21 protein-coding genes and 3 pseudogenes are annotated in these 22601 nt (G+C 44.3%); 18 read left to right on the plus strand and 6 right to left on the minus strand.

What is annotated here, in order from left to right; genetic code table 11:
- Positions 1-4: 4 nt before the first annotated feature.
- The 7 genes from rsxC to ELS82_RS08585 all read left to right on the plus strand — a co-directional run bounded on the left by rsxC (position 5) and on the right by ELS82_RS08585 (position 6663).
- On the plus strand, positions 5-2605 hold the full coding sequence (gene rsxC, locus ELS82_RS08555; protein ID WP_134835126.1) for an electron transport complex subunit RsxC: 2601 nt from the start codon (positions 5-7) through the stop codon (positions 2603-2605).
- Positions 2605-3651, plus strand: coding sequence for an electron transport complex subunit RsxD (gene rsxD / locus ELS82_RS08560; RefSeq protein ID WP_134835127.1), 1047 nt, complete (start codon positions 2605-2607; stop codon positions 3649-3651). Before rsxC ends, rsxD begins: the two co-directional genes overlap by 1 nt.
- A gap of 9 nt (positions 3652-3660) precedes the next feature.
- Entirely contained in the window at positions 3661-4296 is a 636-nt protein-coding gene (gene rsxG, locus ELS82_RS08565; protein WP_134835128.1) for an electron transport complex subunit RsxG, read from the plus strand.
- Positions 4289-4981 (plus strand): electron transport complex subunit E, encoded by a 693-nt coding sequence (locus tag ELS82_RS08570; protein WP_053440320.1) that lies wholly within the window; start codon positions 4289-4291, stop codon positions 4979-4981. Before rsxG ends, ELS82_RS08570 begins: the two co-directional genes overlap by 8 nt.
- Positions 4982-5037: 56 nt before the next feature.
- Entirely contained in the window at positions 5038-5679 is a 642-nt protein-coding gene (gene nth / locus ELS82_RS08575) for an endonuclease III (protein WP_134835129.1), read from the plus strand.
- 11 nt (positions 5680-5690) lie between these two features.
- The gene (gene gloA, locus ELS82_RS08580) at positions 5691-6107 is read left to right on the plus strand and encodes a lactoylglutathione lyase (RefSeq protein ID WP_134835130.1); all 417 of its coding nucleotides are present in this window, start codon (positions 5691-5693) and stop codon (positions 6105-6107) included.
- A gap of 118 nt (positions 6108-6225) precedes the next feature.
- Positions 6226-6663 carry a DUF2753 domain-containing protein gene (locus ELS82_RS08585; protein WP_134835131.1) on the plus strand — a complete coding sequence of 146 codons (438 nt, stop codon included), beginning with the start codon at positions 6226-6228 and terminating at the stop codon, positions 6661-6663.
- A 51-nt stretch (positions 6664-6714) separates the two neighbouring features.
- Here the strand turns inward: ELS82_RS08585 and motY are convergent, their stop codons facing one another.
- Entirely contained in the window at positions 6715-7596 is an 882-nt protein-coding gene (gene motY / locus ELS82_RS08590; protein WP_004414948.1) for a flagellar protein MotY, read from the minus strand.
- A 197-nt stretch (positions 7597-7793) separates the two neighbouring features.
- Here motY and rnt point away from each other — a divergent pair, with 197 nt between their 5' ends.
- Together rnt and ELS82_RS08600 are read left to right on the plus strand one after the other, a co-directional pair.
- The gene (rnt, locus tag ELS82_RS08595) at positions 7794-8450 is read left to right on the plus strand and encodes a ribonuclease T (protein ID WP_134835132.1); all 657 of its coding nucleotides are present in this window, start codon (positions 7794-7796) and stop codon (positions 8448-8450) included.
- A gap of 28 nt (positions 8451-8478) precedes the next feature.
- Positions 8479-9804 (plus strand): Na+/H+ antiporter family protein, encoded by a 1326-nt coding sequence (locus ELS82_RS08600; protein ID WP_134835133.1) that lies wholly within the window; start codon positions 8479-8481, stop codon positions 9802-9804.
- Positions 9805-9881: 77 nt separating this feature from the next.
- On the opposite strand, the gene bamC is transcribed toward ELS82_RS08600, so the two are convergent.
- Both bamC and dapA read right to left on the minus strand, forming a co-directional pair.
- On the minus strand, positions 9882-10907 hold the full coding sequence (gene bamC, locus ELS82_RS08605) for an outer membrane protein assembly factor BamC (protein WP_134835134.1): 1026 nt from the start codon (positions 10905-10907) through the stop codon (positions 9882-9884).
- Positions 10908-10963: 56 nt separating this feature from the next.
- Positions 10964-11842 carry a 4-hydroxy-tetrahydrodipicolinate synthase gene (gene dapA, locus ELS82_RS08610; protein WP_134835135.1) on the minus strand — a complete coding sequence of 293 codons (879 nt, stop codon included), beginning with the start codon at positions 11840-11842 and terminating at the stop codon, positions 10964-10966.
- Between the two features lie 298 nt (positions 11843-12140).
- Between dapA and ELS82_RS08615 the strand changes: the two genes are divergently transcribed.
- The 7 genes and pseudogenes from ELS82_RS08615 to bcp (ELS82_RS08645) all read left to right on the plus strand — a co-directional run bounded on the left by ELS82_RS08615 (position 12141) and on the right by bcp (ELS82_RS08645) (position 18833).
- Positions 12141-12683 (plus strand): glycine cleavage system transcriptional repressor, encoded by a 543-nt coding sequence (locus ELS82_RS08615; RefSeq protein ID WP_053440329.1) that lies wholly within the window; start codon positions 12141-12143, stop codon positions 12681-12683.
- Between the two features lie 12 nt (positions 12684-12695).
- Positions 12696-13028, plus strand: a pseudogene (gene bcp, locus ELS82_RS08620) (thioredoxin-dependent thiol peroxidase); the annotation flags it as partial.
- 91 nt (positions 13029-13119) lie between these two features.
- The gene (locus ELS82_RS08625) at positions 13120-14523 is read left to right on the plus strand and encodes a tyrosine-type recombinase/integrase (RefSeq protein WP_134835136.1); all 1404 of its coding nucleotides are present in this window, start codon (positions 13120-13122) and stop codon (positions 14521-14523) included.
- Between the two features lies 1 nt (position 14524).
- Positions 14525-16324, plus strand: coding sequence for a hypothetical protein (locus tag ELS82_RS08630; RefSeq protein ID WP_244230770.1), 1800 nt, complete (start codon positions 14525-14527; stop codon positions 16322-16324).
- Positions 16290-17741: pseudogene (locus ELS82_RS08635) on the plus strand (site-specific integrase); the annotation flags it as partial. The gene ELS82_RS08630 and the pseudogene ELS82_RS08635, both read left to right, overlap by 35 nt.
- Positions 17741-18226, plus strand: a complete 486-nt coding sequence (locus tag ELS82_RS08640) for a bacterioferritin comigratory protein (RefSeq protein WP_134835137.1) — start codon at positions 17741-17743, stop codon at positions 18224-18226. The pseudogene ELS82_RS08635 and the gene ELS82_RS08640, both read left to right, overlap by 1 nt.
- 142 nt (positions 18227-18368) lie before the next feature.
- Positions 18369-18833 (plus strand): thioredoxin-dependent thiol peroxidase, encoded by a 465-nt coding sequence (gene bcp / locus ELS82_RS08645; protein WP_134835138.1) that lies wholly within the window; start codon positions 18369-18371, stop codon positions 18831-18833.
- A 14-nt stretch (positions 18834-18847) separates the two neighbouring features.
- Here bcp (ELS82_RS08645) and ELS82_RS26290 read toward each other — a convergent pair whose 3' ends face one another.
- Positions 18848-19123 carry a response regulator gene (locus tag ELS82_RS26290; RefSeq protein WP_167489263.1) on the minus strand — a complete coding sequence of 92 codons (276 nt, stop codon included), beginning with the start codon at positions 19121-19123 and terminating at the stop codon, positions 18848-18850.
- A 38-nt stretch (positions 19124-19161) separates the two neighbouring features.
- Here ELS82_RS26290 and ELS82_RS08655 point away from each other — a divergent pair, with 38 nt between their 5' ends.
- The gene (locus tag ELS82_RS08655) at positions 19162-19536 is read left to right on the plus strand and encodes an MbcA/ParS/Xre antitoxin family protein (protein ID WP_134835139.1); all 375 of its coding nucleotides are present in this window, start codon (positions 19162-19164) and stop codon (positions 19534-19536) included.
- A gap of 228 nt (positions 19537-19764) precedes the next feature.
- Here ELS82_RS08655 and ELS82_RS08660 read toward each other — a convergent pair whose 3' ends face one another.
- Entirely contained in the window at positions 19765-20190 is a 426-nt protein-coding gene (locus ELS82_RS08660; protein WP_134835140.1) for an Xre family toxin-antitoxin system antitoxin, read from the minus strand.
- Between the two features lie 646 nt (positions 20191-20836).
- A pseudogene (locus ELS82_RS08670) lies at positions 20837-21319 on the minus strand (IS5 family transposase); the annotation flags it as partial.
- 78 nt (positions 21320-21397) lie between these two features.
- Here ELS82_RS08670 and ELS82_RS08675 point away from each other — a divergent pair.
- Positions 21398-22521, plus strand: a protein-coding gene (locus tag ELS82_RS08675) for an IS3 family transposase (protein ID WP_134835141.1) whose coding sequence is annotated in 2 segments (ribosomal slippage) — positions 21398-21650 and positions 21650-22521 — 1125 coding nt in all. Because the reading frame shifts where the segments join, the coding sequence is not laid out codon by codon here.
- The last annotated feature ends 80 nt before the right edge of the window (positions 22522-22601 follow it).

Here is a 22601-nt window from a genome sequence, read left to right on the forward strand (position 1 = left end):
TGGTATGTTGTCACTAATCGAACAAATCAAATCTGGTGCGCTGTGGACATTTCCCGGCGGTGTACACCCAGCAGAAAACAAGACTCAATCGGTCAAGACCGCCATTGCGCGCGCGCAAATACCCGCTGAAATTGTTTTACCTGTAAAACAGCATATTGGTAAACCCGGAACTCTAACAGTCGACGTTGGCGAACATGTGCTAAAAGGCCAAGCGCTAACCAAATACGACATGAGTTTCATGCTGCCAGTCCACGCACCAACGTCTGGTCGTGTGGTCGCTATCGAACCAAGAACCACCGCGCACCCGTCGGGCCTGAGCGAAACTTGTATCGTTATCGAACCTGATTTTGAAGACGCTTGGGTAGAGCGTGAAACATGGGCTGACTTTTCCCAGCGCACACCTGACGAACTGATCGAAAAAATCCGTTTAGCGGGGGTCTCAGGTATGGGTGGTGCAGGCTTCCCTACCGCGAAAAAAATTCAATCGGGTTTAGCTCGCACAGAGATTCTGATCATCAATGCGGCGGAGTGTGAACCTTACATTACTGCCGATGACATGCTGATGCGTGAGCACGCAGATGAAATAATCCAAGGCATTGAGGTCGTTGAACATATTCTAAAACCAAAACTGACAGTTATTGGTATAGAAGACAACAAACCTGAAGCCGTTAAAGCCTTACAAAAAGCAGCTGAGCATAAAGATATTGTTATCCGCGTGATTCCGACCAAATACCCATCTGGTGGTGAAAAGCAGCTGATCAAAATCCTAACTGATAAGGAAGTGCCAAACGGCGTTATTCCAGCAGACATAGGTATTTTGGTTCAGAACGTCGGTTCTCTCTACGCTATCAAACGTGCTGTGGTTGACGGTGAGGCACTGGTCGATCGAATCGTGACATTAACTGGTGACACCTTCAAGCAACCACGTAATGTCTGGTCACTGCTTGGTACCCCTGTTCAGTCATTACTTGATGAGTTTGGTTACAAAGCCGATAAGAAGTTACCTCGGCTAATCATGGGTGGTCCAATGATGGGCTTTACCCTGCCCCATTCTCAGGTGCCGATTACCAAAACATCCAACTGTATTCTAGCGCCTACACGCAAAGAGATTTCGCCGAACCAGTATGAAATGGCCTGTATCCGCTGCGGTCAGTGTGCCGAAGCGTGTCCTGCATCTCTGCTGCCTCAACAGCTTTTATGGCATTCAAAAGCCGAAGAGTTAGATAAGTGTGAAGAACTCAATATCAAAGATTGTATTGAGTGTGGCGCTTGTGCCTTCGTCTGCCCTAGTGAAATTCCACTGGTGCAATATTACCGCCAAGCAAAAGCGGAAATTCGTACCCGTAAAGAAGAGTCGGAAGCAGCAGAGCGAGCTAAAGTCCGCTTTGAAGAGAAGAAAGCACGCCTAGATCGCGATAAAGCGGCACGCGAAAACCGCTTTAAGAAAGCCGCTGACGATCGTCGTAAAGAGATGAAATCGACAGGCAGTGATGACGCTATTGCGGCAGCGATTGCGCGCGTTAAAGCTCAGAAATCAGAAGCAAGCTCGCCAGAAGAGAAAGCGGTTAAACCTGCAGTTGCAGCTGCGATTGCCAAAGCGAAAGCAGAACAAGCTGCCGCTGCCGCGAGTGATCAGGCTGAACCTGATAACTCAGAAATGGCTAAACTGCGTGAAGAGCGTAAGCAACAAGCTCGCGCACGCAAAGCCGCCAAAGAGCAACAAGATACTGCAACAACGGACAACAAGAAAGACGCCGTTGCTGCTGCCATTGCCCGTGCCAAGGCGAAAAAAGCCGAACAGGCACAAAATGCTAGCTCAGACGATCCTGTAGAAGATAAGAAAGCTGCAGTTTCCGCTGCTATTGCTCGCGCAAAAGCAAAGAAAGCACAAGCAAGCAAGTCAAATGAATCGGATGCTCCACCTGCTTCAGACGATAAAAAAACCGCTGTAGCTGCTGCGATTGCACGAGCTAAAGCGAAGAAAGCGCAAGCAAGCGAGTCAAATGAATCGGATGATCCAACAGCTTCCGACGATAAGAAAGCCGCTGTAGCTGCTGCGATTGCCCGTGCTAAAGCGCGTAAAGCTGAGCAGCAAGCGGCAAAAGCAGATGTAAGCAATGACTCTATCGAGGAACAACCTGCCGAGGAAGATCCGAAGAAAGCGGCCGTCGCTGCTGCCATCGCCCGCGCCAAAGCACTTAAAGCCGAGCAACAAGCGGAAAAAGCAGACGAAAGCAATGACGCTACTGAGGAGCAAGCTTCCGAGGAAGATCCGAAGAAAGCAGCCGTTGCTGCTGCCATCGCCCGCGCCAAAGCACGTAAAGCTGAGCAACAAGCGGTAAAAGCAGACGAAAGCAATGACGCTGTCGAGGAACAACCTATTGAGGAAGATCCGAAGAAAGCCGCAGTCGCTGCTGCCATTGCCCGTGCCAAAGCGCGTAAAGCAGAGCAACAAGCGGTAAAAGCAGACGAAAGCAATGACGCTACCGAGGATCAACCTGTAGAGGAAGATCCGAAGAAAGCGGCCGTTGCTGCTGCCATTGCCCGAGCTAAAGCTCGTAAAGCAGAAAAAGAACAACAAAAACAAACTGAGGAGAAAGAGTAGTGGCCTTTTTTATTGCCAGCTCACCCCATGCGCATAGTCGTAGAAGCACTCCTGACCTAATGAAATGGGTAGCGCTTTGTGCCCTACCCGGCTTAGCCGCTCAGACATACTTTTTGGGTTGGGGTACGATCATCCAACTACTATTGGCTATTGTCATTGGCTTAAGCCTTGAAGCACTTGTTATGCTTGCAAGAAAGCGCTCACCAATGTCTGCACTAAGAGACAACAGTGCCTTAGTGACAGCGTGGTTACTCGCGATTGCGATACCGCCACTTTCTCCGTGGTGGGTAATCACTATCGGTTTGATTTTCGCCATTGTCATTGCGAAGCACCTATACGGCGGTATTGGCCAGAACCTTTTCAACCCAGCAATGGTCGCTTACGTTGTGCTGCTTATTTCGTTCCCAGTACAAATGACCAGTTGGATATCTCCACAAGAGCTTCAAGCTACCCCTGTATCTAGTGGTGATGCATTCTCGCTCATTTTCACTGGGTTTAACCTTGAGGGGCTTTCGCTGCAACAAATTCGAACTGGTATTGATGGCATAACGATGGCGACGCCACTGGATGCATTCAAGACAGCCTTAACTGCAGGAAATACCGCTAGTGAAGCCCTAACTCAACCCCAGTTCGGCGGCTTAGCGGGTATTGGTTGGGAATGGGTTAACCTCGCTTATTTAGTCGGCGGCTTGCTTCTTATTAAACTGAGAGTCATTAATTGGCACATCCCGGTAAGCTTTTTAGTTAGCTTAACCCTGATTAGTGGCCTATTTATGTTGCTAAGCCCTGGTACAACGGCATCACCAACCATTCACCTGCTTTCAGGTGCGACTATGCTGGGTGCATTCTTTATCGCAACTGACCCGGTTTCAGCTTCAACGACCGTCAAAGGTCGACTGATCTTTGGTGCGTTCATTGGCGCAATGGTCTTTATCATTCGTTCTTGGGGTGGCTTCCCTGATGGTGTTGCATTTGCAGTGCTCCTCGGCAATATGTGTGTACCATTGATTGATTACTACACCAAACCAAGAACCTACGGTCACTAAGGCGTTATCATGTTAAATGCAATTAAAAAAAATGGTGCTGTTTTAGCGATTTTTGCCTGCGCATCAACAGGTGTTGTTGCACTGACCAACTATTTAACAAAAGATCGTATTCATCTTCAGGAGCAAAAACAGCTTCTTTCGGTATTAAACCAAGTCATTCCTCATGACTTACATGACAACGATCTTTATCAAGCGTGCACCTTAGTCAGCGATCCTAAACTCGGTACTGACCAAGCAATGCCGGTATATATGGCGACACTCAACGGTGAACCATCAGCTATGGCGATTGAAGCGATCGCACCAGATGGTTATAACGGCGCAATTAAAATTATTGTGGGTATTGAGCAAGATGGCACAATTTCCGGCACACGCATCTTAAGTCATCAAGAAACTCCGGGGCTTGGTGATAAGATAGACCTGCGTATCTCTGATTGGACTCTTGGCTTTACCGGTAAGCAAGTGACTGACAACAATCAAGCCGATTGGAAAGTACGCAAAGATGGTGGCCAATTCGATCAATTTACTGGTGCAACCATCACCCCACGAGCGGTCGTTAAAGCGGTTAAGAACACGGTAGATTTCGTTAACAGCAATCGTGACCAGATTCAGTCTCAGCCACTAAATTGTGGAGGCAATAATGAGTGATCATAAAACACTGATTAAAAATGGCATGTGGGATAACAACCCCGCACTTGTTCAGCTACTGGGTCTATGTCCATTGCTTGCGGTTTCTTCAACCGTCACTAACGCGTTGGGCCTCGGCATTGCAACGCTACTGGTATTGGTCGGTTCAAATGTCACGGTTTCCCTGGTACGTGATTACGTGCCGAAAGAAGTGCGCATCCCAGTATTCGTCATGATCATTGCGGCGCTGGTAACTTGTGTACAGCTATTGATGAACGCATACGCTTACGGCCTATACCTATCGCTAGGTATCTTTATTCCATTGATCGTAACCAACTGTATCATCATTGGTCGTGCGGAAGCATTTGCTTCGAAAAACGATGTTCTACCTTCAGCTCAAGATGGCTTTTGGATGGGACTGGGCATGACAAGTGTGTTAGTCATACTCGGTGCAATGCGAGAAATCATTGGTAATGGCACCCTATTCGACGGTGCGGATTTACTGCTCGGCGAATGGGCAACATCACTACGTATTGAAGTATTCCAATTCGATAATAGCTTCTTATTAGCGCTACTCCCACCAGGTGCCTTTATTGGTGTGGGATTGCTTATCGCACTTAAGAATGTTATCGATAAACAGATTGCCGCTCGTCAGCCAAAACCAGAAAAACAAGCGATTGAACGAGCAAGAGTGACTAACCAATAATAATCATCAAACAAACTCTGTATTGATGAACACAAGCACTGGAAAGCAGCCTCAACATGAACAAAGACAAACGAAGATTAATCCTAGAGCGTCTTAGAGAGAATAACCCCAACCCGCAAACAGAGCTCAACTGGAGTACCCCATTTGAACTTTTGATCGCGGTACTGCTCTCGGCTCAGGCAACCGACGTAAGTGTTAACAAAGCGACCGATAAACTCTATCCGGTCGCGAATACGCCACAAGGACTATTTGACTTGGGTGTGGATGGTGTAAAAGAGTACATCAAGACCATCGGCTTATTTAACTCAAAAGCTGAGAACGTCATCAAAACGTGTAGGATCATCCTTGATAAACACAATGGTGAAGTTCCAGAAGATCGCGAAGCGTTAGAAGCCCTACCAGGTGTTGGTCGAAAAACGGCAAACGTAGTGCTTAACACCGCTTTTGGCTGGCCTACCATCGCGGTTGATACTCATATCTATCGTGTTTCCAATCGAACTAAGCTGGCCATGGGCAAGAATGTCGACCAAGTAGAAGAAAAGCTTCTCAAAGTCGTGCCTAAAGAGTTTAAGTTGGATGTTCATCACTGGTTGATTCTTCATGGGCGTTACACCTGTGTCGCGCGAAAGCCACGCTGTGGTAGCTGCATCATCGAAGACCTGTGTGAATTCAAAGAAAAAGTTTACCCAGAAGATTAGGAGAACAGACAATGTCAAATGGACGTATTCTTCACACCATGCTACGTGTTGGTGACTTAGATAAATCGATTCAGTTTTACACTGACGTAATGGGTATGCAGCTACTGCGTACTAATGAAAACAAAGAGTATGAATATACTTTGGCTTTTCTTGGCTTCGGAGATGAGTCTCAAGGCGCCGTCATTGAGCTAACGTATAACTGGGGTACAACTGAGTACGACCTTGGTTCTGCGTTTGGTCATATCGCAATTGGCGTTGATGATATTTACACTACGTGCGATGCAATTAAAACGGCAGGCGGTAACGTAACTCGTGAACCTGGCCCAGTAAAAGGCGGTTCAACTCATATCGCTTTCGTAAAAGACCCTGACGGCTACATGATTGAATTAATTCAAAACAAACAAGCTTCAGCCGGTTTAGAAGGCTAAGCCACAGCCACCAATGCTATTAAAAATGGGACAGCACTTCGCTGTTCCATTTTTTTAACTTTACTCGATAATAATTATCATTTAACCTCTACCTATTCGGAGTTAGGAGAGCACAACAATGGCTATTGCAGAATGGGAGAAACATACTCTACTCGCTGATATGGCATTAAAGGAAAATGACCACTTACGCAGTATTCTTCACTACCAACAGGCCCTTACATTAAGTGAGCGTATCGGTGATGAAAGTGACGTTGATGTTGAAGACCGACTGATGATTTCAGTGATCTCATGCCACAACATGGCGATGTTTTGGCGCAATATTGGCGATATTAAGTACGAACTTAAATATCTGCAGTTAGCCTCAGAAAAAGTGCTGACCTTGGTCCCGCAATGCCCGAATACCGATTGTGACGCTTTCATCGATTCGATGGGATGTTGTAAAAAAGCCCTTGTAGAGTTTATGAAACGCCACCCGAATCCGAAGATTGCTCAGTTGGTACAAGATATCGATACCGCGACAAACTGCAATCTCATCGCTAAGTTCCGTCTCAACTAAACTCTGACTCCAGCATGATCAAAAAAGGCCACTCTCTGTGGCCTTTTTGTTTTATACCTGTGTTCTACCTAAAGAAATCACTACGCGTCGGTTTCTGTCTTTACCAATCGGTGACGCGTTATCATCAATTGGTCGACGCTTACCATAGCCTTGCACACGAATGCGGTCTTCAGGTAACCCTAGTGACTTAAAGTAGTTCTGTAGTACTTCAGCGCGGCGCTCAGATAAGTTCTGACTTGCGCTCTTACTGTCTTCCGCATCGGTGTATGTCGATACCAACACCAAATCAATATCTTGGTTGTGTTTAATGTACTCAGCGATTTGCGCCAGACGTTTTTGCGATTGCTTGTTTAGCTCGACGCTGGTTCGATCATAATGAAGAATAGTAAAGGCAATATCTTCAAAGCTATATGGCAATAAGTTTGCAATACAGTCACTAAAGACATTATATGAACGTTGGAATAGGACAGAGGAAAGTGCGACTTCTACACGTTGATCTCGGCTTCGCCACTCTTGATAACTAAAAGTGGGGTAACGTCCCTTCTCTAGCTCACCGAGAACATTCCAAGCCGTTTGACCACCTACATAGCCATCAAACTGTTGGAAGAATCGAATGTTCGTAATGCGGTCAGCACTATCACCTGGTCGCCATGCTGGTGGCATAGAAATTAGGCTCACATCACGGGTCTGACCCATTGGTCGTTTCATCTTCAACTCAAGGTCGAGATTAATTTTTTTACTCGCGTAAGATGAGAACACCGCTTCGCCATAATTAGGAATTGGATGAACCAAGCGACACTCTAATGGCGTATTGGCAACCATTTGCCATGTTGACTGTTGAGGCGTTGCAACGTACTGCTTTTCAAGCGCGAACACCGAGGGTGCTAACGTTATCAAAGACATAGCGATACCGGTTGCAAACAACTTCTTCATACAAACTTCTTCTCTCATTAGGACTGGCGGAACTTAACTTGCCGCTAGAAAATCTTCTATATGATTAATGCAAAAACCTAGCCAGAATATTTGTATAGTACAAATCACCACTGTTTCTTTTTCAATCAGCATTTACGGTTTTTCTTCCGCCTAGAATCTGCAATAATGCCAGCCCTGTCACATTATATGAAGTACACATGACTATAGAAAACGAAGCATTGACGCTTAAAAAACGATTCCGTGGCTACTTTCCGGTAGTTATTGACGTGGAGACTGCGGGTTTCAACGCCAAGACGGATGCGCTTCTGGAAATCTGCGCCGTTACTTTAAAAATGGATGAAAACGGCGACTTAGCACCAGCTTCAACCATTCATTATCATGTCGAACCTTTTGAAGGTGCCAACCTTGAAAAAGAAGCGTTAGAGTTTAATGGTATTCGCGACCCATTTAGCCCTCTACGCGGTGCTGTGACAGAAGCGGAAGCCCTCAAAGAAATCTACAAACTCGTCCGCAAAGAACAAAAAGCTGCAGACTGTAGCCGTGCCATCATGGTGGCCCACAATGCCACCTTCGATCACAGCTTTGTGATGGAAGCGAGCGAGCGCTGCAAGCTTAAACGTGTCCCTTTTCATCCCTTCGCGACGTTTGATACCGCAGCACTAAGTGGCTTGGCTTACGGCCAAACCGTGTTAGCTAAAGCGTGTAAAACCGCTGGGATGGATTTTGACAATAAAGAAGCCCACTCTGCCCTATACGATACTCAAAAAACGGCAGAACTCTTCTGCGGTATCGTCAACAAATGGAAAGCCCTTGGCGGTTGGCCAGTGGTTGAACCTGATACCGACAAAAAATAAAAACGTAAACACAACACACGAGTAAATTATGAACCCTGTTGTCATTTCTGTATGTATCATGCTTGCCTTAGCACTGATGCGCGTGAATGTCGTCGTTGCTTTGACATTCAGTGCCATCGTCGGTGGTTTGGTTTCCGGCATGAAGCTCAATCAAGCCGTGGCTGCTTTTGAAAGTGGTTTAGGTGGTGGTGCAACCATCGCATTAAGCTACGCAATGTTAGGTACGTTCGCCGTTGCGATCTCTCGCTCTGGTATCACTGACTTACTAGCCAATAGCGTCATCAAACGCATTCACGGTAAAGAGAATGCGGCTGCATCGACTGGCCTAAAATATGCGGTGTTAATTGCATTAGTTCTTGTGACCATGTCGTCTCAGAACGTTATTCCTGTCCATATCGCCTTTATCCCGATCTTAATTCCACCTTTGTTGGGCGTATTCGCTAAGTTAAATCTTGACCGTCGTATGATTGCCTGTGTGCTGACATTTGGTCTAGTCACACCTTATATGGTTCTTCCAATCGGTTTTGGTGGTATTTTCTTAAACAATATTCTGCTGAAAAACTTGCATGACAACGGTTTAGAAAACGTTGTCGCAAGCCAAGTACCTGTCGCAATGCTGTTGCCTGCTGCAGGTATGATCTTTGGTCTTATCACAGCGATCTTCTTTAGCTACCGTAAACCACGTCAGTATAAAGAGACTGAGCTAACTCGTGTTGATACTGACACGAAAGAGATCCAACCAAAGAACATTCTGGTTGCTGCTGCCGGTATTGTTGCTGCGCTAAGTGTTCAGCTAATGACAGGCTCAATGATCATCGGTGGTCTAGCTGGCTTCATGGTGTTCACCTTTGGTGGTGTGATTGCTTGGAAAGAGACGCACGACGTCTTTACTAAAGGTGTTCACATGATGGCGATGATCGGCTTTATCATGATCGCAGCAGCGGGTTTTGCCGCAGTAATGAAGCAAACTGGCGGTGTTGAGTCTTTGGTTGAGGCGCTAGCAACAAGCATTGGCGATAATAAGCCTCTAGCGGCACTGTTGATGTTAGTTGTTGGTCTACTGGTAACTATGGGTATTGGCTCATCGTTCTCGACAATTCCAATCCTAGCGACCATTTACGTTCCACTGGCAGCAGCGTTTGGCTTCTCACCAATGGCAACGATTGCTCTAGTGGGTACTGCAGCAGCGCTTGGTGATGCAGGCTCTCCAGCGTCAGACTCAACGCTAGGCCCAACGTCAGGCCTAAACGCCGATGGCCAGCACGAGCATATTTGGGAAACCGTAGTTCCGACCTTCATCCATTACAATATCCCACTGATTGTGTTTGGTTGGATTGCCGCAATGGTTCTGTAGCCTAAATTAGGCTCAGATATTCAAGGCATAAAAAAAGCTGACATCATGTCAGCTTTTTTATTACCTGTAATTTGTGGCTACTTCGATTGTTTTTCAACAACAGCAGCTAGCACAGGCGCCATATCTTGCAGTAACTGCTCTTCAACCGGCTTGCCCGTTGAGTCAGTGACGTTGATTGAAGTTCGGTTACCAAGGTCGCCAAATAGGAAAGTATAAGTACCAGACTTAAGTGCAATCGGCTTAACACCAATCTCATTCCAGAACTCATCATCCGGAGAAGCGTACTTCGCTTTAACGTGACCTTGAGATTGGTTACGCTCTTCTAAAGTAAAGCCCATCTCTGGAAGCAGTTTCGGTAGACGCTGCCACAATACGTTATATGGCGTACGAGCGATAATAACTGGGAAACCACTGCGGTCGGTGCCCATAGTAACCGGAATTTTCTTCACAAGTTCTTGCGCTTTACGTGCCGCTTCTTCACGCAGATCTAAGTCGTAGCGCGCCGTCACTAAGTTGGTCATCAGGGCGTTATAGCGCTCTTTATTGGTTGCAGTGACAGGCATATCTTTGCCTGCTTCACGCCAATCAATCAATGAGATCTTAAAGCCATGACGTCCACCAGCAGCAACACGTTCGATAGCGTAACGAGCGCCAAGTTCACCGTCTTCATCTTCTGATGTCCAAGTAACCCAATCGGTCTCAATGCGCGTTTCCGTTTGCTCACGAACACCAATTTGACGCTCTTCTAGCATGGTTAAAGCTGTCTGCCACACCTTATCCACTTCGTCTTCACGCAGTAGCCATAGCGTAGTTTCGCCCTGCTGTCTTTCAGCACGTGCACCTGGGATAAGCTCTAATACTTGTTGTGGTGGTCGAATATCAACTTCACGACCAACACCACCAGTAAACTCTCCCTGAGGGATTTTGTAGTCAATGTAAAACTGACGTTTTGCACCGTCAGCTAACGTCCACTCTTCTAACGGTGGCGTATTTAAGTACTCAAAGTCATCTTTAGCCTGACGACGTTGAGTCGCACTACCTGAACATGCACTTAAAACAAAAACAGCTAGTGAACTGACGACTAGCTGGTGTGACAATTTCATTGAAACTCCTGATACCTATATGCCGGAGCATTAAACTCCGGCAATCCATCTTTAATTTAGTAAATGCAAGCTTCTGTCATTGCTTGAGCAACAATCGGGCGAGCTTTCTCTGACAGCTCTGTCAGCGGCAGACGTAAATCGCCATGCTCAATTAGACCCATTTTGTGTGCTGCCCATTTTACTGGGATTGGGCTAGATTCAACGAATAAGTTCTTGTGTAGCGGCATCAAACGTTGGTTGATGATTTCTGCTTCTTCAAACTTACCTTCTTTCGCTAATCTGAACATTTTTGCCATGTCTTCAGCAGCAATGTTGTTCGTTACCGAGATAACACCGTGGCCACCTTGCTTAACGAATTCAAGGCCAGATGAATCATCGCCACTTAGTAAGATAAAATCTTCGCCACAAAGTTCACGATGAATTGCAATTCTGCTTAAATCACCCGTCGCATCTTTCAATGCAACAATGTTTTCGATCTCTGCTAGTCGCGCCACAGTCTCTGGTAACAAGTCTACCGCCGTACGGCCCGGTACATTATACAGGATCTGTGGGACATCGCTTTCTTCAGCGATCGCTTTATAGTGTTGGAACAAACCTTCTTGAGTTGGCTTGTTGTAGTAAGGCGTCACACTTAGGCAGCCTACAATGCCTGAGTTATTCAAGAGGCGGCTGAAAGTCACTGACTCATGTGTTGCATTAGCACCTGTGCCCGCAATCACTGGAATACGTCCTTCAGCAAACTCAACCACCTTAGTGACAACCTTGACATGCTCTTCAATAGTCAGCGTCGCCGATTCACCTGTGGTACCAACTGCAACGATGCCATCGCTTTTTGCTGCGACATGGTACTCCACTAGTTTCTTCAGGCTTACGTAATCAACTTCGCCATCATTATTAAACGGTGTAATTAACGCTACAATACTTCCTGAAAACATGTCTTTCTCCCTAATTTAGATACTAATCGCATGGTACTGTAAGGCGATTGAAAAAGACAAGCACTGAGACCCGCTTAAATCACCTATTTGAGTGAATATTTATCAGATGTTAGAACTTTGGCAACTTACTCCTTTAATTTCGGCTAATGTCAGTTCCTAGCAAGGAATACGCATGGTCGCTCACAGCTGTCTAATTTACACCCTAACACACTCATAAAATGCGTTTGAGGTGCATTTCTATAACGGTCTAATGTGCTAAGCTATCTGATTAATAATTGGAACATTGATAAGTGAAGTTATGACTCAACATTTAGTGATTACTGCCGTAGGAACGGATCGCCCTGGGGTGTGCAACCAAGTTGTACATTTAGTCACTCAATCCGGATGCAATATTGTTGATAGTCGTATTGCTCTATTTGGTAACGAATTCACACTCATCATGCTTCTTTCTGGCAATAACGCGGCCGTCACTCGTGTAGAAACAACATTGCCACTGCTTGGCCAAGAACATGATCTTATTACCATCATGAAGCGTACATCGACCCATGCGCACTTGGACAATGCCTACACATTAGAAGTTTTTGTCGAGTCTGAAGACAAGCCTGGGTTAACCGAAAAGTTCACCCACTTCTTCGCTCAAAAGAATATTGGACTGTCATCGCTCAGTGCCCAGACCATAGACAAAGACAAAATTAATGCAGAGACCAACCAGTTCCACATTGCGATTACCGCTACTGTCGACTCTGAGTGCAATTTAATGCAGCTACAAGAAGAATTTGACAATCTGTGTCAGCAATTATCGGTTCAAGGCTCTCTGAACTTTATAAAAAACAGTCAATAAAAAGGAATCTCCATGAACACGCTTACCGCAGGCGCTCCAGCTCCAGCGTTCTCTCTTCTCGATCAAAACGGCGAAACTGTTTCTCTAAATGACTTTAAAGGTAAAAAGGTTCTATTTTACTTTTACCCTAAAGCGATGACACCTGGCTGTACGGTACAAGCACAAGGTCTTCGTGACACTAAAGCAGAGTTGGATGCTCATAACGTTGTTGTATTGGGCGTCAGTATCGACCCAGTAAAACGTCTTGGTAAGTTCATAGAACGTGACAACCTAAACTTCACACTATTGTCAGACGAAGACCACGCCGTAGCCGATCAATTCGGCGTATGGGGTGAGAAGAACTTTACCCCTGAGTAATTTATATGACAGAAAACTTTGATTGTTTTTTATGACAAGTCTATCTTCAACATGTGGGTAACATATTGAGGGTTGTTTTGTGATAGAAACACATGAAGAAAAATGTTCTGATATTTATGACGATTACCGTTTACTATCCATTGAGGTTGATACGTTAGCAAAACTAAAAATATCAGAGAGCATAAATGCTAAATCTGGAGAGATGACTTATTCCCCTTATCTTTCTCCTTCCAATCTAGAATCACGTTTAAAGAAAACAGACATTATCATTGCACCCGATGGGAGTGTTGTTTATCCACAATCTCTTTACCTCGTATCTAAACTGCGTGGTGAGGGGGCCGTCAAGGACACTGACTCAATTGCAAAGGGCTTACTAGCTTTTACTCGTTACTTAGATTCAACACATCGCCCACGTTTTGATGAAGACGGGAAAGAAATTCCACGTGAGTACCTAACCTACAAAACTTTAACGAAGTATGAAGAAGATGGTGCACCTTGGCGTTTTGCAGAACACCTTTTAGCAAACTGCCGTGCCAAGCCAGGCGCAACCGGTGACGAAGCATACTCTCTTAACACTGCAAGAAGCTATATGGGCGCTGTTATTGGCTTTTATAAGTGGATGCAGAAACATGGTTACCTCAAAAATGATGATAAGCACGTAGTGACACACTTCAGCAAGGTAGAAGTTTACATAGACGACATTAATCAGCACGACATGCTTGCTCACACCAAGGGTGGCGAAAAGCGAGCCTATGAAATATCAAACATCATGAAAGCGTTTCCAAAAAGCGATAGGACACCCGCCCATAAAAAGTTAAAGCCTATGATGCTTGAGCATAAGGAACTGTTCAATCGACACATTGTCGCGTTACCCAAGGCCATTTCCTTAATGCTGAGATTGTGTGAAGAGTCAGGACTCAGGGTTGATGAAGCCACCCACTTTCCTGCTCGTAATATTGGTGACAATGATTTCAGTGAACTAGAAGTCGTGCCAGTACACATTACACACACCAAAGGCGGTGCCCCCCGCACTGTTCAAATCCCTATCGCACTTTATGAAGAATTAGAGCAATACAAAGAAAGTAGTCAGCGGCAAAAGAACCTGACTCGACGGAAAGAACTTATTGACTCTCAAGAAGAGCTAGACACCACTGATTACCTTTTTGTTTCCAACAAAGGACGACCTTACACAGAAAATACTCTGGAAGTACATTTTGGTGTACTGAAAAAGCGCATCAGAGCAATAACGCCTAGTTGGTACTACCGCATCCACGATTTGCGTTCAACCTTTGCTACTCATTGGCTTTGGAGTGAATCTCAAAAGCGACATGTTGCTTATGAATATCTGATGGATGAGTTAGCAGAATTAATGGGGCATGCCAGCACCTCAACGACGGAAATATATATTAAGTTCATGAATAAATTTGATGAACAGTTGAGGGTCGCAGAGAGTAAAAACAATAAGATAAACGAGAGGTGGTAGCATGGCAAAAAGTCCACTAGCCAAAAGCTCAAAGACTGTTAGGCATGTAAGAAATAGTAAAAATGTCGCTCCGTTACAATTTACCATTCCCTATAAGGATAGTAGAAGCAGGAAAGAGGGTGAGTTTGACATATCACACCTATTACACCTTGGTGTACTGAGAGAAAACGTCAAAATCGAAAGCCGCATTCCTTATTTAAGAAGCTTTTGCAAAAAAGCCAAGCAGTATGTTGATAATGGAAACTCACCTGCTACTGTCACGAAAGCTTATGATACATTACGGGCGTTCATTGCCTTTTGTGACGCCGTCAACGTTGACCCCTTCTCTGAGGCTGGCTACTTAAAATACGTAGGGAATGATGGTGAATTACGACATCGCATTAAAGTGCATACCCCATCCAAAAAACTATGGGAAATGAGTCACGGAGATGAACTGGGGATTAAGCTCAGCACCGCAGTTAATATTGCTTCATACCTTCGCACCGCCCTTTCATGGAGTGGACTGCCCGCTGACTTATGGGCAACTCACCACCGAGGGTTTAATGGTGAGAATAACCCATATAGAGGTTACTCTGATGCTGAAGAAAAAATTCTTGTCACGAGGCTGAGTGCGTTGTTTTTCACTCTAGCCTCACAGCTCATCACGGCAAAAAAAGAAAGCTTAGCCCTGCCTGACGAATTACCTGTCGTTATTGACTTGGGAGGGCCCCAAAAAGTCATTTCAATTAAAACATCTCTCAAGGCCCAAAGGCCGAGTAAAGCGGGTATACCAGTAAAATCTTCCGCTGCGTTTAACATGGCGATGGGGGCGGCTTATCACCTAATGTGCTTTTTTACCTCACTAAACGATAGCGACGTAAAGTGCGTCGCTCATCCTGTTACGATTCATACTGATGAACGGGATAAAAGCTTGCAAGTGGTTAAGGTATCGAGCTTTAAAGCACGGGCAAACAAAACGGTAGATGCTGTTCTTACCAACCAGAGTTTCGATGTTGATAAGCGAGATGGCGTGAAGTTTATCAAGACCCTTGAGACACTTTCAGCACTGTATGGTGATGGTGAAGAAGGCTCGGAGTTACTTTTCACACTAAATGAACAAGAGGAGATAAGCAGCACGTTTCTTTTGCAAGACATAAACAAACACCTAGTGGTAGAGTTAAATTTACTCTCTCCCAATCGGGCATCCTGCCTTCGATGGTTTAGAGAGCTATTTTACAGCTATCGAAACCAGCAAGTTATCATACTAAACAAAGAAACTAATAAACTTGGCAGAGTAACCGTAAGTAAAGTAACTCGTCCGTGCTCAAAAGCAACAGCCACACGAGGCGCTATGAATACCGCCTATTGTATTTTATCGTGTTATACAGACCAGTCACTAAAAGGTATTTTACTACCACTTTCCTACTCAGAGAAAAACGTCGATGGAAATATCAGTGTTTCTATGAAATACCGAAATGGTGAGAATCTCCTCTTCTCTATTCCGACTGCGGATAAGACGCTAATCCAAGATATCGAGCAATTCGCCACTGAGTGTGCAGATAAGCAAGGCTCAAAAAAATATGAGAGGTTGCTGCTCAAACGAGGTCATGCGGAGCAACCCCCTAAAGACTGGGACGGGCTTAGCCCTATCAGCTCCAATTTAATGAGCAGATGGGCAATTGAACCCAATGAATACTTTATATCGCTTCAATCAAGTCGCTGGAGAGAAATGACCAGTAACCAAGTATATTTCGAGAGTGGTGCAGGCAGAGCTCTGAGCCTCCTTCAAAGCCTATCAAGAATATGCCAAATACCTTGTTAGCGATGCGTCGAGACGAAAGAATGGCGGAATTATCTGGTATTTAACGAAATTAGATAGAGGCGAAAAGGAAAGATCAATCGCCTTTCAAGCCGCTTTTCTTGCACTAAGTAATCCATCACAAAAAGCAACCCTTGAGTTACTCCATAGATATAAACCCAAAATAAGAACTGATTACATCAACAAATTCCATCCAGAGCGAACATTGAAAATTGGCAACAGGACAGTAACTGGGCTTGTAGAGGCACAGTCTTTGTTTAAGCAACTCAACGGAGGTTGTCTTTGGGCGTTGATGTCTCGAACAGGAATGCGGTCAGATGAAATCTTTCACCTACATACCGCAAATGGGTGCACAACAGAAACAATATCTGGACAAACAATTCATATTATTCATGCAGACCTATCAAAAACCACCAAAGGCTCTCAATCAAAGCAGGATGAATTTGTCACTACAGAAGTTGGTAAAAAGGCTTACGAGATATTACAGGCTTTACATGAGCCACTTAGAAAGCAACATCCTGACTGTAAAGCCTTTTTCCATAAGGTAAAAGAGGACTGTGGTGCTATAAGTAAAGACCAACTTGGAAAACATCTGACTTATTGGTTTGAAGGCACACTGGGGGAGAAACTTGCGCTCACCAATGACGATGTGATTGATTTGAAGGTTTCCGACCCTAACCTTTCGTTTGATGTGGGTGATGACTATGAATTCTCAGGGCATCAGCTCCGCCGTTCGTTTGCTTACTACCTTATCGGGTATGAGCTATGCGCATATCCACAACTAAAGCAGCAGTTCAGCCATGTATCGATGGCAATGACACGCCATTACGCTAAGAATGCCAGTAAATTCCAGAAAATTAGAAAGCAAAAACAAAGCTTGGTCCACGCCATTGATGAAGAAAGAATTGACCAACAAGCGCTGGTCTACCTCAACATCTATAAGAAACTAGCGAATAAAGAACGTGTCGCTGGCGGTAAGGGTAAAGAGTTCACCAAAAACATGATGAAAGGTGAGCGTAACCTGTTCAAAGATAGGTTCGATTACGACACGCTATCGCTTAATTATTGGAAAAAACAAATCCGGGATCAAAAGCGCCACATTCATGCAGTAGCCCCAGGTGTTTACTGCACTTCAACAAGTTGTAGTCTGCGCACACAAGTAAACCTATTAGAGTGCGTGGACTGTAAGAATGATTATATTGTCGATGCCGTTTTTGCCGAGGCCAAACGCAAAGAAGCTGAAATCAATATGCTGTGGGATATTGAACATGATGAACTAACACCGCAAACAGCGTCAGAAGCGTATATCAAAATTACGGCAGCTGAACGCATTATGAATGACCTAGCGATCAACTATGAGCCTGTTGAGATACCACAAGAAGTTGAAAAAATGCTGATCCCCTACGGAGTAACTGTGTAATGACACTAGCCACAAAAAACAAGCTAATAAAAGCTCTAGAGCGACTGTTAGAAGGTAAGCCAGAGAACCAGACGCTAAGAAAAAAGGCCCGAGAAGGTAAGCTAAAAATCAACAACAGCAGCGTCGAGAAAGAAGCGGGGCTCTCGGTTGGTGCACTACGTAGGCATGAAGATGTTCGAGTCATGATCAAGACAAAATCTCTTGAAGATCGGGTTGCACAAGGTGACTCCAGTCAAACGCCAATTGATGTTTTACAATCTGAAATTAAGCAGTTAAAGCTAGATAAGGCTCAAGCAAATAGAAAGAAAAAAGAGTACCTCGACCTTGCCAGAAGTCATGAGCAAGCATTGGCTATCCAAGCTGCTAATCACATCAAGATGGTTCAAGAGTTCATGGAAATTCTGCATGAGAGTGAACGAGAGAAAGCAATGGATAAAGTCGTTAGAGCAAGACCCGATAATCTTATCAAAGGAGATTTTAGATAAAAGTTCTCCGTGTAGTGCAATCACTAGACAGGGCAGTGACTTATCGATAAAAATGGGCGCTCTAACGAATTAAAAACATGAACACGACGTAGCGGATCACTCTACGGCAGATAACATAAAATTAGAAAGTAAGGAAAAACCGATGGCAATTGAAGCTGGACAAACTGCACCAGATTTTACCCTGAATGATCAAGACAGCAACCCAGTTACCCTCTCAGAACTGAAAGGAAAGAAAGTTCTACTCTACTTCTACCCGCGCGCCTCAACACCTGGCTGTACGGTTCAAGCTCAAGGGCTTCGAGATACAAAAGCTGAACTAGACGCTCACAATGTTGTTGTGCTTGGTATCAGCCCTGACACTCCAAAAAAACTCACGAACTTTATCAATAAACAAGAGCTGAACTTTAGTCTACTAGCCGATGAAGAACATGAAGTATGTGAGAAGTACGGTGTTTGGCAACTCAAGAAGTTTATGGGGCGTGAAAATATGGGCGTTGTAAGAACAAGCTTCCTGGTTGATGAGTCTGGTAACCTTGAACATGTATTTAACAAGTTCAAGACCAAAGATCACCATGAAGTCGTATTAGACTACCTAAACAGCAAATAAGCTCCCATGATCTATTAACTGTTAGACTTGGCAGACATAATTGGCGACATTCGAATATCAGATTGACTCGAAGAACATGTGTCTGCCACCAATATAGAACTACGTGAGCGGAAGTTATCTTCCCTCACCACCTCTCGACAAAACATCATGGTGTCGGATATCACACGGCTAGGTCGCCACAAGCTTAGGACTTTTGCCAGCGCTATAGAAGCCCAGAAGCATCCTAAGCGAGCAGAAGCAAGCCATGCTAAACTAGATAAAGAGTTATCATAGCGTACTAAGCGGGTCATAAACCCACCATACGGATAGAATGAGGTTCTAAGCAGCAATGAAAGTAAAAATTGAGAAGACCTGTGATGGTGAAGCTTTCCTCAACATTCCAGAAATACTGCAAAAAGAATTGCAATGGGATGAAGGCGATCAAATCGAATGGCTGGACAATAAAGATGGTTCATGGACTCTGTGTAGAGTCGGACTTGAGAGCGATATCCAATCAAAGTCTATAGAGTACATTCTTTCACAACACCCTACTTTAAAAGATCAAATGGAGAATGTGTTTGACGACTCTGATTTGAGAACAGAATGGTTAACTTCTGCAATTCCAGCGCTGTCTGGTTTCACTCCGCTAGAAGTAGTGATTGAAGGTGACTTAAAACGCGTTTTAGATGCATTAAATCGTATCAAGTATGGTGATATTTCTTGAGATGATTTTATCTCAAAGAATTCAGGTAGATATGTCGAGTCACAACCATAGCCCATATGTCTCCTGATGTAACCTACAGCTCAAGGCAGAGATACGCGGCATAAGATGGAACAAGCACTCTAGTAACCAATCATAGTGTGTCTAAGGTCCTAAATCGCAGAAACCAAACAGACTGAATTTCCTAGCCGTGTCAGCAAAATTGCTGTGTGACAATCGGTAGATTTACATTTAAACCGTATATCCGTATTTCAACTTATTGATCTCTTCTGTCACCAGAATGATACCGGTTATTGTGTCACAGAATGAAAGTGGTGTTTCTTTACCAAACACCAAACTAGGTTTATTTAACCAGCGTAATGTCGTATCACGATCACCAAAATACCCATCTGCTTCTTTGATCATATCAATCAGCATAAGTGCATGTTCACTGGCCGTTGGGCTTAGCGTTGCGTTCGGCTCTTTCATTTTGCGCTGGAGAGTACGCAGATTAACGCCAATAATTTTCGCATACTCTGTCTTAGTCAGACCAAGAATTAACATTCCTCTATCCAACGTTCCGACTGGAAGCCCTTGACGAATGATTTTTAGACTATCGCTTACACTGTGAGCTTTGCGCTTTTCGCCTCCAAGCATTTCATAAGCTGCACTAAACATTAAAGCACCTCCGAATCTAACTACACTTACACAATAGGTGATAAATAACGTAATTTGATAACTTTAACACGGAAATGTCTCGAAGCTTGAGAGTTGCATGCTCTTTCCAATTAATGGCAAGCTGGTTTTGCTACACTAGAATTAATCTAAGCATCGTGTTTTTGTATATGCTATGAACGAAAAATGGTTCATGGAAGATAGCTACCACAGTGGAATTGATTGGGTTGTTCGCTAGTATTAACTAGCGCGTCTATATAAATCATAAGAGGGCTAGGATGTTGTTTTTAAGTATAGTATTAGTATTGAGTTTAGCTATTGGTGTTTTGCTCTCTATGCGCAAAAAGTTCACATTTGGCTCTCGAAACATATGAATGAATATGAGAAGGAGCTCGAGAAAAGCAATCCAGAAGAGCAAAAAAAGCTGAAGAAAAAATACCAATGTACAAATCACCTGATGCAACCGTAAAATTTATTAAATTTTCGGTTTAATCTTACTCCCATTCATCCCAATTTTCTGGAAAATTCAGATTCAACCGTAAATGAGGTTAAATTTACGGTTACTACTCCTAACTACTAACTCAAACTTTTGGGAAGTACAAAGACAGGTAATACTAGGGCGTAATGATCTTTGCTGTACGTATTTTGGTCAGCAATACATCGGCAACCACATTAACATAAATGCCAGTGAAGCCATGCTGGCATAATTTCTCTCTAGCTTGTCATATCTAGTTGAAATAGTTCGATAATGTTTAATTCTTGCAAACGCATTTTCAACCAAGTGTCGGTATTTATATAAGCACCAGTCCATGCTTGCTTTATCAATATCCTGACCGTAATTACGTTTGGCAATCATAGGCACTCCACCACGTTCGCGAACAAAACAGCGAAATGATTCACTATCGTACCCTTTATCGCAAACGACAGTGTTCACTTCATCAAGTTGGCCAACCAAGCTATTTGCATGAACAACATCGTGTCATTGCCCCTCGGATAGGTCAAAGAAAATCGGTAAGCCTCCACTATCTACAGCTAAGTGAATTTTGGTTGAGTTGCCCCCGCGACTTTTTCCTATTTGCTCTGAGTTTTCAGTAGCAGCACCAGTGCTATGCTGATGTGCTCGAACGATAGAGAAGTGGCCCCCAATTTTCGGACATGACTTTAAGTGATTGATCTGTTTTGATAGTACCCAGAATAACTGGAACAGATTATGACTAGAAAACGTAGAAACCACTCTCCTGAGTTTAAGGCTAAGGTGGCACTTGCTGCCGCTAAAGGTGATAAAACTCTCGCTGAACTAGCACAGAAATATAACTTACACGCCAACCAAATATCGACTTGGAAAAAAGAACTGCTCAAAAATGCAGCGATGCTCTTTGCTTCTGAAAGTCAGCTAAGCAAAGAAAGTACTGAAGAAGTCGATAAACTCCACGCAAAGATCGGTCAACTGACCATGGAAAATGATTTTTTGGCGAAAGTGCTCGGTCGCTAGATCGGGCACAGCGAAAGAATTCGCTGGATAAATCCACCCAGTTACCGATAAAACGCCAGTGTGAGCTTCTCAACATTACTTGCTCTACGGCTTATTATCAGCCCATAGGACTCTCCGCTGAGGAAGTGGAATTACGACGTATCATCAACGAAATTCACCTCCGGTATCCGTTCATGGGCAGCAGACGCATTCGAAACGAGTTGATTAATAAAGGGCATAACGTTAATCGTAAACGTATTGTTCGGGTCATGCGTGATATGGGCATTGGTGCAATTTATCCCAAGCCTAAAACGACTATTGCAAATAAGGTGCACAAGGCTTATCCCTACCTATTGCGTGATATCGAAGTTACCTACCCAAATCAAGCGTGGGCTATTGATATTACCTATATCCCGATGGCTAAAGGCTTCCTTTACTTGGTTGCCATTATCGACTGGTTTAGCCGTAAGGTTTTGTCTTGGCGTTTATCAAATACGATGGATACAAGCTTTTGTCTTGAAGCTCTTGAGGAGGCACTCCAACACTATGGACCACCAGATATTTTCAACTCTGATCAAGGAAGTCAGTTTACTAGCACAGAGTTCACACAAGCCTTACTCGACCGTGGGATACGGTTCAGCATGGATGGCAAAGTCCGCTGGGTAGATAATGTTTTTATCGAAAGACTCTGGCGAAGCTTAAAATATGAAGAGGTTTACCTAAAGGCTTACATCACACCCCAAGAAGCAGAGCTTGAAATCGGGAACTACATGGTGTTTTATAATGAAGAGCGTAACCATCAAGGACTCAATAACCTCACCCCAGATGAAGCCTACTTCGGTAGGCAGAGATACGCTGCATGAGCTGGATCAACCACTTAAGGAATTAGCTTATGTGTCCAACCATTGGGGTCCACTTCTTATAAAGTCGTACAAGAAGCATT

Origin of the sequence: Vibrio ouci (assembly GCF_004551525.1) — a bacterium.
GTDB classification, from domain to species: domain Bacteria; phylum Pseudomonadota; class Gammaproteobacteria; order Enterobacterales; family Vibrionaceae; genus Vibrio; species Vibrio ouci.